General features: G+C 58.6%; 9 protein-coding genes, 2 pseudogenes and 1 riboswitch. Of the genes and pseudogenes, 5 read left to right on the top strand and 6 right to left on the bottom strand.

Annotated elements, in window-relative coordinates:
- A pseudogene (locus tag BN871_RS13310) lies at positions 1-510 on the bottom strand (hypothetical protein); the annotation flags it as partial.
- A 216-nt stretch (positions 511-726) separates the two neighbouring features.
- Positions 727-916: riboswitch (cyclic di-AMP (ydaO/yuaA leader) on the top strand.
- 5 nt (positions 917-921) lie between these two features.
- Here BN871_RS13310 and BN871_RS13305 point away from each other — a divergent pair.
- Both BN871_RS13305 and BN871_RS13300 read left to right on the top strand, forming a co-directional pair.
- A complete protein-coding gene (locus BN871_RS13305) occupies positions 922-1,545 on the top strand; it encodes a hypothetical protein (RefSeq protein ID WP_021881150.1) in 624 nt (207 codons plus the stop codon).
- Between the two features lie 327 nt (positions 1,546-1,872).
- Positions 1,873-2,337: a hypothetical protein gene (locus BN871_RS13300; RefSeq protein ID WP_021881151.1), complete on the top strand. Its 465-nt coding sequence runs from the start codon at positions 1,873-1,875 to the stop codon at positions 2,335-2,337.
- 127 nt (positions 2,338-2,464) lie between these two features.
- Here BN871_RS13300 and BN871_RS13295 read toward each other — a convergent pair whose 3' ends face one another.
- Both BN871_RS13295 and BN871_RS13290 read right to left on the bottom strand, forming a co-directional pair.
- Positions 2,465-3,826, bottom strand: a complete 1,362-nt coding sequence (locus BN871_RS13295; RefSeq protein ID WP_232313024.1) for a dicarboxylate/amino acid:cation symporter — start codon at positions 3,824-3,826, stop codon at positions 2,465-2,467.
- A gap of 308 nt (positions 3,827-4,134) precedes the next feature.
- On the bottom strand, positions 4,135-4,902 hold the full coding sequence (locus BN871_RS13290) for an IclR family transcriptional regulator (RefSeq protein WP_232313021.1): 768 nt from the start codon (positions 4,900-4,902) through the stop codon (positions 4,135-4,137).
- A 463-nt stretch (positions 4,903-5,365) separates the two neighbouring features.
- On the opposite strand from BN871_RS13290, the gene BN871_RS29045 reads away from it, so the two are divergent.
- The 3 genes from BN871_RS29045 to BN871_RS13280 all read left to right on the top strand — a co-directional run bounded on the left by BN871_RS29045 (position 5,366) and on the right by BN871_RS13280 (position 7,739).
- The gene (locus BN871_RS29045) at positions 5,366-5,881 is read left to right on the top strand and encodes a hypothetical protein (protein WP_232313019.1); all 516 of its coding nucleotides are present in this window, start codon (positions 5,366-5,368) and stop codon (positions 5,879-5,881) included.
- Positions 5,794-6,387: an alpha/beta hydrolase gene (locus BN871_RS29040; RefSeq protein ID WP_232313026.1), complete on the top strand. Its 594-nt coding sequence runs from the start codon at positions 5,794-5,796 to the stop codon at positions 6,385-6,387. Before BN871_RS29045 ends, BN871_RS29040 begins: the two co-directional genes overlap by 88 nt.
- Positions 6,388-6,536: 149 nt before the next feature.
- Positions 6,537-7,739 (top strand): Fe-Mn family superoxide dismutase, encoded by a 1,203-nt coding sequence (locus BN871_RS13280; RefSeq protein ID WP_048746535.1) that lies wholly within the window; start codon positions 6,537-6,539, stop codon positions 7,737-7,739.
- Positions 7,740-7,982: 243 nt separating this feature from the next.
- Here the strand turns inward: BN871_RS13280 and folE are convergent, their stop codons facing one another.
- From folE to BN871_RS28390, 3 genes and pseudogenes are all read right to left on the bottom strand, one after another.
- Positions 7,983-8,576 (bottom strand): GTP cyclohydrolase I FolE, encoded by a 594-nt coding sequence (gene folE, locus BN871_RS13275; RefSeq protein WP_021881157.1) that lies wholly within the window; start codon positions 8,574-8,576, stop codon positions 7,983-7,985.
- Between the two features lie 35 nt (positions 8,577-8,611).
- Positions 8,612-8,881 (bottom strand): YneF family protein, encoded by a 270-nt coding sequence (locus BN871_RS13270; RefSeq protein ID WP_021881158.1) that lies wholly within the window; start codon positions 8,879-8,881, stop codon positions 8,612-8,614.
- A gap of 95 nt (positions 8,882-8,976) precedes the next feature.
- Positions 8,977-9,165: pseudogene (locus BN871_RS28390) on the bottom strand (hypothetical protein); the annotation flags it as partial.

The following is a 9,165-nucleotide window of genomic DNA, read 5'->3' as shown; positions in this document are numbered from 1 at the left end:
GCGATGCTCCGCCAGCGCGCTGTCCGCCGCGGCATGGCCGTATCTGGGCCTGCGCTCGCCGACGATCGGCTCCACCCGGGTCAGGCGCCATGCTCCGCCTTCCTCGGCGAGCCACAGGCGCTCCTGCTCGAGGCGCTCCTCGGTGTAGGAGCGGCCGCGATGCTCGACATGACGCTTCACATGCAGCTTCAAGACGACCGACACTTCGGTCGCGGACTCGTTGATCCTCAGCAGCGTCGCTCTCGTCTCGCTCTGCGGCGACAGAATGCCGCGCTCCTCGTCCCTGAGGCGCAGCCGGCGCAGACGTTCCTCCAGGCGCCGGCGGTGATCCCTGTCTTCCAGCAGGGCGCCGAGCACCTCATGCCTCCGCTCCACTTCGGCTTCGTTGTACCCGTGCACGTATTCCTGCACGGCTCCTCTCCAGCCTTCGAGCGCAGCCTGCTTGCCGGAAGACGGCTGCGAGCGCTGAGCCTCCGATCGTTTGACTCCCCGGGTACCGGTACGCGGCATTCCTTTCCCCATCCCTTCTGGTCGGTATTCGCCCATCATCAAGATGATCTTATGACTGCTCTCCATTAAAATATGCGGACCCATAGCCGGATAGAGCGCTTAAACGCCGTTATCCGTGGTTATAACGAGAATGCGGCAGATATATATCGAATTTTCAGTCAATATCGTATTTTACAAAACAAGCCCGGCTGGCTTATGATATGATGTACCACTCTATCACCATATTTGCTGAATTCCACTTATCGTGGAAGCGGGGGAACCAATACGCGGGCGTCTGTCGACGCTTGCCGGGGTGAATCCGAAAGGAACAGGCCGGGCTGCCGAAGCCGCGTCTCTTTCCTTTTGGTAGGGCTACTCTCTGGCCCGAATCCGTCAGCTAACCCCGTAAGCGCACAAAGGAGAGATGTCAGGATGTCACTGAAAGACAACCGCGCGGCCTGTTCCGCGCAGGAGGGCTTCATTGCGCCTTCCGTCTGTTCTGCGTCTGCGGTCGAGGCCTTCTTGGCTCCGCCGCCGTTTCCCGGCTTGGACGCGCCGATCGCGCTGGACATGGCGGTCGCGGAAGCTTATTCCCAGCCGGCCCCGGCTGCCGAGACGGCCGCAAGGCCGTCCTTCCGTCCGGAGGCGCTTGAAGAAGAGCTGTCCGCACCGGGCCGCCGCATCCGCTGCATCGACCTGTTCATCACCCGCACGGGGCCGCTCGTCGATCCCGAGCGCGGAGATTACCGCGTCGTGCTGCATCTGTGCTTCGGCTCCTCCATCCGTCAGGCTTCCGTGCTCATTCCTTACGCCAAGGCGCCGAGAAGCTGGGACGCGTGGAGCCGTTGGTTCCAGCCGTTCGTCGGGGTCCGCTCCGACGAGGCGATGTCCGTGCTCTATTACGACGCGGAATGGATCAGCGACCACAGGGACCGGCTGCTGCGCAAGACGCTGGAGCCGTCCTCCCAGGAAGGCACGCTGTTCCCGGCCACCGCTTTCTGGAGACGCAACTCCCTGATCGAAACATCCGACATCCATATCCGGCTGTCTCTGTAGCCGGATGGCGCTCTGTCCTTCATTCCTTCAAGAGGCATCCCCTGTCCGCTTTGCGGCCGGGGGATGCCTCTTGGCTTTTTAGGGCCTGGAGCGGACACTTGGGGCATTATTTTGACAGCGCTGGTCCTTCCGCCGGGAAGAGCCAAGCAGCTGTCCGGGACGCCCGTCGACCATCCTGTTATTCGTGGTTCCTTCTCGATTTGTATCCCATCGTGGAACACTATGCTAAACCAGTCTAATCTGGATATTATTCCCTTATGCATTGGTGCACAGCCTGTTCCGCCTTTCCTTACGGGTTTGACTTGAAATGGAGCGATTTAGCAGACAATGAAAAAATCATATCTGTGGAATATGGGAATAATTATTCTTGCGATTGCAGGATTTTTCTTGTATGCCTACTTGGCTGAAGATAAGAGCAGCTTAAATGAAATTATAACTAAATTGGATAAGAACAACCTCGTTTCCGTCCGTGTGAGTAAAACGTCTAAAGAGACGAGAGGGAAAACAGAAATCAACCTCACCGACAAAGAAAGCATCAGCAATGTGCTGAACAAATTAAGTGAAATTAAAACCGTATCGGCTAAAAACGGAAAAATAAATCCAGATGTTAAATTCACTTACGAAATCGCCATATTGGACAGGAATGATATTGCAGTGGGCATGAATTTCAAGGACAACAAAAATATGGATGTAATCGAATTAAACCCCGATCCCAATAAAATCCATTCCTATACGATAAAAGATGAGCCTGATGTATATCGTCTTTTGGATTCTTTTATCTTTGCAGAATGATCTGCCGACCGTTCTTAGCCGGCCTTCAGCAGTCATCCTCGGGTCGGGAACAGCATGAATAGTTCACATTGCGTATAAAAAAAGACTGCCAGCCGCAATAACGGCTGGCAGTCTTTCTATTCCACCATCAAGCGTGGCTCAATTCGAGCTCGTCTTCCTCATCCCGCTCGTAGGATTCCCGATCGAATTCCCCTTCCGATACGGCGACCAGCAGCGTCGACACGGTCGTGCCGGAGGCGTTCAGAGCCGTGCGGCCCATGTCGACGACGGCATCGATCGCAAGCACCAGACCCAGTCCTTCAAGAGGCAGGCCAAGCGCGGTGAGCACGACGGTCGTCGAGATGGATGCCGGACCCGGCACCCCGGCGACGCCGATCGACGAGATCATGCTGACCAGCACGATGAGCACGTAATCCGACCAGCCCAGCGGCACGCTGTACACCTGGGCGACGAATACCGCCACGACGGCAGGCCATACGCCGCCGCAGCCGTTCATGTTCATCGTCGCGCCGAGCGGAGCGACGAAGCTGGCGATGCGAGGCGATACGCGCAGTCTCTTGGTGATGACCTCGAGGTTGACCGGCAGCGTCGCGTAGCTGCTGCGAGTCGTGAAGGCGACCGCGATGGTCGGATAGATTTTGCGGAGGAACTTGAACGGATTCAGCCTCGCGCCGAAGGTCACCAGCGCTCCGAAGGTAAGGATGAAGTGCAGCAGCAGCGCGATATAAGTCGCGATGATGAGCGTGATAAGCGGCTTGAGCGTCTCGGCGCCGTACTTGGCGGCCATGGAGCCGATCAGCGCGTACACGCCGTACGGCGTCAAGCGGATGATGTACTTGGTCACCTGATTCATGACCTGCTTCAGCGATTCGATGACCTGGCGCACCGGCTCGACCGCTTCCGGCTTGCGGGAGCTGAGATGCACGATCGCCACGGCGACAAAGATAGAGAAGATCAGAACCGGCACGACTTTGCCGTCCGCCATATCCCCGATCGGGTTCGACGGAACCAGGTTCAGGATGACCTCCGAGAAAGTCGGAATGGAACGCGATTCGTAGCCTTCCGGCACGCTTTGGGCGATGCCCGTTCCCGGGTTCGCGACCAGGGCGACGACAAGCCCGATGAGAGCTGCGATTCCGGTCGTGACCAGGAACAGCAGGATGGTCTTCGTCCCGATCTTGCGCAGCTGCCCAAGATTCGAGATCGAGGTGATGCTTGAAATGACTAGCACGGCGACAAGCGGAATGACGAGCATCTTGATCAGGTTGACGTAGATGGACCCGATCGTGCCGATGCTGGTCGCATCCAGCTCAAGGGCGTTCAGCGTAATGCCGACGACCAGCCCGATTCCGAGCGCGATCAGCACGCGGTAGCCGAAGGATACGCGGCGCCGCGCCAGCCCTACGAGCAGGCCGATGACGACAATAGAGACAAGCAAGCTGATCCAGTTCGTTTGTATGGCATGGATCAGGTTATTATTTGGAACCAAGCAGCTCAACTCCCTTATTCCTATCATGTTACTATGGTATAGTATATTAGTTACATCTAAGATAGATGTCAACTATTATTAACCCGTAAACTTCTTCCATGTCCTAGAAAGCCAAAAAAAAAGAGACCTTGAGGTCTCCGATATTGGAGCGGTTCGTATCAATGCGTCTCCGCCGTCATGCTCGACTTGCCCTCGCGGCAGGACGCATGATATGACGCCGAGACAGGCTCCGGACAGGCAAAGCCCCTTCCAGCGCCCGGCTGCCGCACCAGCGGCCCCGTTGATAAGCGCCATCCTGTTCATTCCGATCAGCCGGACAGCATGGCTCCCATGCGCTGAGCCGACTGGATGATGAGAGCGGATTGCTCGGCGATGATCTCCGGCGTGAATCGGGCCGAAGGTCCCGAGACGGACAACGCGGCCGCCAGCCGGCCCGACCGGTCGAACACCGGAGCCGACACAGCCGCGGCGCCGGGCTCCCGCTCTTCCTGGCTCGTAGCGTAGCCCATGCGGCGGATTTCCTCCAGCTGCTCGCGGAACGCAGCCGGATCGAGGCCCGGCGGCATCGCCTCATCGGACATGAGCCGATCGGCCAAGGACGGCTCTGCAAAGGCGATCAGCACTTTGCTTGAAGCTCCCACATAGAGCGGCAGCCTGAGGCCTACCGGCGCGACCCTGCGGATCGCCTGGTTGCTCTGGACGGCCTGGATGCGGATCCGCTCCCGTCCGTCCTGCACATACAGGCTTACCGTCTCGCCGATCGTGTCGCGAAGCCGCTCCATCTCCGGCAGGCAGATCGCGGCGGGATCGCCGGAGCGCGATATATGCGCGGCGAGCTCCCAGATCCTCATGCCGAGCCGGTACCTCTCCGAGCTGCGGTCGCGCTCCAGGAAACCCTTGTCCTCCAGCGTCGCCAGCATCCGGTGGACGGTGCTCTTATGGAGGCCGACGCGCTCCGCGATCTCCGTCATCGGCAGATCGCTTTCGGTCGTAAAGCACAGCAATATATCCAGCGCGCGCTCGACCGCTCGCACGTTCGACTTGCCTTCATCCGCACGGGCTCCTCTTGGCTCCACGCTCTTCATCTCCTTCCGGCACCGGATGCGGTGCCTCTTCATTCCCGTCTCTGCGCCGGGATGCTGCTTATCGGTTCGCTCTGAACCCGAACCCTCGGACAGAATATCGGGTACGTCAACTTGCCCGGAATATGCCGGAGCTAGCCGGTCCTGCAAGCGGTGGTCCGAATCAACTGAGAATCATTATCATTATAGAGGAACGTTTTCCGTTCGTCCATGCTTTTTAGCGCTATAAGGTTTCACACAATGAAACCGAGATTCTTCTAGTATAACCGGATTCCCGAATTCCGTAAAGAAACCGCCTCTTCTTCCCCTGCTTTCAGCCGCTGCCGGCTTTGTTTTACAAGCAGATTACAAGAGCTTAACAAATCACCGACATCAATTGACAGCCCGGACCAAAGACACATAAAGTAGTAGTACATCGGATCTATACCGCTTACATTGCAAGGGAGGGGAAGACGATATGAGCAGCACCGCCCTGTCGACGCCGCTTAACCTCGAGGGAAACCGGTCATCCGTCGCTCCCCGCCGGGATACGCGCCGCAACGCGCTGATAGCTTCCGTGTCTGCCCTGGCTGCGCTGCTCCTGCTCGCGGCTGCCGCTTTCCACGGCTACATCGCCTGGATGGTCGCTTATCCTTATGTGGCTCCGGTCTATTCCAATCCCATGGAAGCCAAGCAGCTGAGCTACAGCGACATCACCTTTCCCAGCCAGAGCGGCCGTACGACCGTGAGCGGCTGGTATATCCCCGCCGGATCCGGCCATTCCGTCAAGGAAGCCTCCGATCGGACCGTCATCCTCAGCCACGGCTACGGAGCGAACCGGGAAGAAACCTGGGTGCCTATGTATGATTTGGCGAGCTGCTCAACAGGCTTCATTATAACGTGCTTATGTTCGATTACGGCTATGCCTCCAAGCAATACCGAGCCCCGGCGACGGGAGGCTGGGAGGAGTCGCAGCAGCTGCTCGGCGCCGTGAATTACGCCCGCAGCCACGGCTCCGGCGAGGTGGTCGTCTGGGGCTTCAGCATGGGAGCCGGAACCGCGCTCCAAGCCGCGCTGCAAACGAAAGACATCGACGCCATGATTCTCGACAGCACGTTCGTGCCGAGTCCCGACACGCTGTTCGAGAATGTCCGGCAGATCATCGATCTGCCCCGCTTTCCTTCGCTGCCTCTGATCGAGGCGCTTCTGCCGCTCTGGACAGGGGTCGATTTCAACAAGATTCCCGCCGGAAAGGTCATGAGCACCGATTATGATATTCCCATCTATATGATCCACGGCACGATGGATGCCAAAGCCTCCTATCAGTCGGCCGAAACGATCGCGAGCCGGCAGAGTAATCCGCTGTCGCGGGAATGGATCGTGAACGGCGGCTATCACGAGATGCTGTACCGAGAGCACCCCAAGGAATATATCCAGCGTGTCGCCTTGTTTCTCAGCCAGGTCAACCAGTCGCTCGAGAACGATGGCGCGACCGCCTGATCTCATCCCCTTACCATCCTCCCAAGCTCATGGCCGGACCCTTCGTGGGTCCGGTTTTTTTGAGCTCTAAAAGCACGAACATAGCTGTCCCCGAGCCCGAATACATCTAGAAGAGGATGGAAACTACATGCTCGAGGGGGCGGCCACATATGCCGGAAGCGGACCGAAGCGCCAGGCAGCTCAAGCTGCTGGAGGATATCAAGGAATGGAAGATCCAGGAACAAAGCAACGCGGAGCTGATCCGGCTCGTCTCTCCCGGCCTGGAGCCGGCTTACAGGGGGTTGCTGCAGCAGTGGGAGCCTCTGTTCCGGCTGACCGGGCAGCAGGCCGAGGAGCTTCTTCGAGAGGAGGCTCGCCTAAGCGGAGACGGGCCGAGAAGCGAGGAGGCCGAGCCTTCTCTGGCCATGATCGACCAGCGTACCGCAGGCTTGCTGGAGGCATCCGCGCTCCAGACCCGAACCTTTATCGAGCAGCTGGCGCAAATGCTGCAAGCGAGCCCCGCATTGGCTCGAGATCAGGCCGGGCGCTCCGCCGTCGACCATGCGCTGCGGGAAGCCAGCTACTGCCTCGGGAAGGCCGAGGCCTACAGCCAAGCCCGCAGCCGCGCCGACGAAGCCGCCCGCTCCGACAGCGGCGGCTCGGAGAAGGAACCGTCAGCCTCGGCTTCTAGAGATGGCGGGTCGGGCAGGCTGTTCACTTACGGCTATCCGGCCGAGGAGCTGAAGCAGGTTCCCATCGGAGGCCATACGCTTCCGCCGCTTCCGTATGCCTATGATGCCCTGGAGCCGTACATCGACACGAAAACGATGGAAATCCATCACGACAAGCATCATCAAGCTTACGTCACGGATCTCAACAAGGCGGAAAAAGAGCTTCAGGCTTCCAGGCAAAACGGGAATTTCGACCTCGTGAAGCACTGGGAGCGCGAGCTGGCTTTCAACGGCGCCGGCCATTATTTGCATACGCTGTTCTGGACCGTCATGTCGCCTCAAGGCGGAGGCCGGCCTGTCGGCGCGATCGGGGATGCCATCGACCATGATTTCGGCGGCTTCGACGCGTTCAAAAAACAGTTCAGCGAGGCTGCCGGCAAGGTTGAGGGCGGCGGCTGGGCGATCCTCGTCTGGAGCCCCCGCAGCCGCAGGCTGGAAATCCTGCAGGCGGAGAAGCATCAGAACCTTTCCCAATGGGACGCCATTCCCCTGCTGCCGCTGGATGTCTGGGAGCATGCCTATTACTTGAAGCATCAGAACAAACGTCCCGATTACGTCAAGGACTGGTGGAATGTCGTCAACTGGCCCTATGTGAACCAGCGCTTCGAGAAAGCGAGGACGATCGCCTGGGAGCCTTACTGAGCCTGTCGCGCGTGTATTGTTGCGACATGTCTCTATGACATGAGTGTACTACATGTGTGTGTATGACATACGTGTATGACATTCGTGTATGACATGTGTGCATGACATGGTATCCCATGATTATTTCGTAGGGGGTTTTCCCTTGTCATGCCGCGCTTGATCCGCGAGCCATGGTCGGCTTGCAATGCCGATTGATGAACGCAAAAGAACCCGCTTGCCCAGGCAAGCGGGTTCTGCGTGCTGCTACTGCTTCAGCAGCGAGAGGAATTCGGAACGCAGCGCGCTGCTGGTACGGAATTCTCCCCGCACGCCGGAGGTGATCGTCTTGCTGCCCGGCTTCTTGACGCCCCGGGAGCACATGCACAGATGCTCGCCCTCCACGACGACCATGACGCCCTGCGGCGCCAGCGCATCCATGAGGATGTCGGCGATCTGGGCCGTAATCCGCTCCTGCACCTGCAGCTTGCGGGTGACGGCTTCGACGAGCCGGGCCAGCTTGCTGAGGCCTACGATGTGGCCGTTCGGCAGATAGCCGATATGGATCTTGCCGAAGAACGGAGCCATATGATGCTCGCACTGGCTGTAATACACGATATCCTTCACAATGACGAGCTCCTCGTGGTTCTCGTCGAACGTGACGCCGAGCACTTCCGCCGGATTGACTTCGTAGCCGGCGAAGATCTCCTCGTACATCCGCGTCACGCGGGCAGGCGTATCCTGCAGCCCTTCGCGTTCCACGTTCTCTCCGACGAGCTTGAGAATTTCGCGGAGATGATATTCGATCTGCTCCCGGTTGCGGGAGACATGGGAATTGCTATAGTCCTTCAAGCCTGCCATAGGCGGGTTTCTTCCCTTCTGGCTTCAGCAGGGGCTTACTTTCGCTTGCCGCCGCGCTGGTTCGGAATGAATTTCTGGTTTTGTGGGGCGCCTGCGCCACCTTGGTTCTTCATCATCTGCTGGGCGCGCTGCATCTGCTTGCCGTTCAGATTGTAGCCCATCTGCTTGGCCATCTTCTGCAGCATCTCCGGATCGGACTGCATCTTCTCCAGCTGCTTGCGGAGATAGAAGACCCCGATGAAAAATCCGCCGACCCCTCCGACGATAAGGGTAACGATGGGGATGACGTAGTTGTACCATTCCATATTGGCTCACCTATCCTTCATGGGTGTTCATAGACTTGTCCATGATAGCATTATCGGGTATCGCGCGCAATCCGGGAACAGGCGCTGCGGGCCGTTCAAGAATGCGGAGATGCCGGCTCCTGTCCGGCTTCCGGCGCTTCCAATGCCTCCGATGCCTCCAACGCTTCAGCTGCAGCTGCCGCCCGGCCGATGACATCCCGCGCCTCCGGATCCTCCTCGGTGCCGAGCGCATCCTTCAGCGCCTGCAGCGCCGCCTCGCCGCCGATACGGCCGAGCGACCAGGA

The organism is Paenibacillus sp. P22, from assembly GCF_000469945.2.
In the GTDB taxonomy this organism is placed as follows: domain Bacteria; phylum Bacillota; class Bacilli; order Paenibacillales; family Paenibacillaceae; genus Paenibacillus_O; species Paenibacillus_O humicus.
This window is presented reverse-complemented; position numbering and strand designations above follow the sequence as displayed.